The 998-nt window shown below is 56.3% G+C and carries 2 protein-coding genes; both read left to right on the top strand.

Translation table 11 applies throughout. The annotated features are described in order from the left end of the window. Positions 1-406 (top strand): hypothetical protein (locus EN780_RS35085; protein ID WP_210215089.1); only part of this gene is annotated, 406 nt, incomplete at its 5' end. 9 nt (positions 407-415) lie between these two features. Then, on the top strand, positions 416-998 hold a 583-nt coding region (locus EN780_RS35080; protein ID WP_133372901.1), incomplete at its 3' end, for a hypothetical protein.

Here is a 998-nt window from a genome sequence, read left to right as displayed (position 1 = left end):
GTCTCCAGAAATGGATGCCATGATCGATGACCTTTCGACGGCAACGTTCGGTATCACCGCGAACGACACTTTGTTCGAACTGCCTGAGAATTACAGCCGACTTCCTGAATGGTCAGACGAACGGATCGAGATTGAGGACCGCTACTACGACCACGAAGACCAGTACGAGACGGCGGAGGCTACCGACGATGAAGCGGTAGCGATCTTACTGTTGCGTGGCTTTGACTTTCGTGATGAGCGGGGCCAGCCTCTCCGGTGCACTCTTCATTTCAGCCGACAGGCCGAAGCCGCTGCGAAGGGCATCAAGGGCAGGATGCCAGACCGGGCGGCGGCTGGACTGGAATCGTGGACCAAGAAGCTGGAGCGGGAAGCGAGGCTGCACTTACAGAGGATGCGAACCGGTTAATCGTCGCAGATGCTCATCCGAAATCTTCCCGGCATCAATGCAATCAAGGTGGGCCGATTCTATTACAAATCGCGCGACATCGAAGAGACCATCACCATGTCGTGCCGGATGATGTTGTTCGAATCCAGCAACCGGACGGTTCCACTTGGTCGCGGCGGTTCCGCAACTTTAATCCGCTTCCGAGGTGTAGATTACGTAGTTGCTACCCGCCATCAACTCGGCATCAGATGGGGTGCGCCGCTACCCCATGACGTACTGGATACGATCCGCATTTCTACCGGTGAAGGCATTCTGTCCAACATCCCGTTGAAGCGGGTCGTATTTGAGACCGCAAACACCGATGAAGAGTTCCACGATCTGCTGCTGTTCGAAACGGCCGACAAGTGGGAGCACCAAGGCCGTGACCGTCCCTACTTCTTCGATCTGGCCCCGTTTTCGACCCGGCCGAGGGTGAAGTCGTTTCTCGTCGGCTATCCAGCGCTGGACGTGGTGATGGACGAATATCTGGCGGACTTCGTGCCAGAACAGCCGGGGACGATTCACATCAAACGCGCCATCTGTGATTGTGATCTGGACCTGACGTTCACCACTC

Origin of the sequence: Mesorhizobium sp. M4B.F.Ca.ET.089.01.1.1 (genome assembly GCF_004022605.1) — a bacterium.
Taxonomy (GTDB): domain Bacteria; phylum Pseudomonadota; class Alphaproteobacteria; order Rhizobiales; family Rhizobiaceae; genus Mesorhizobium; species Mesorhizobium abyssinicae.
Note: the sequence above shows the minus strand (reverse complement) of the source record. Positions and strands in the feature narration are given on the sequence as shown.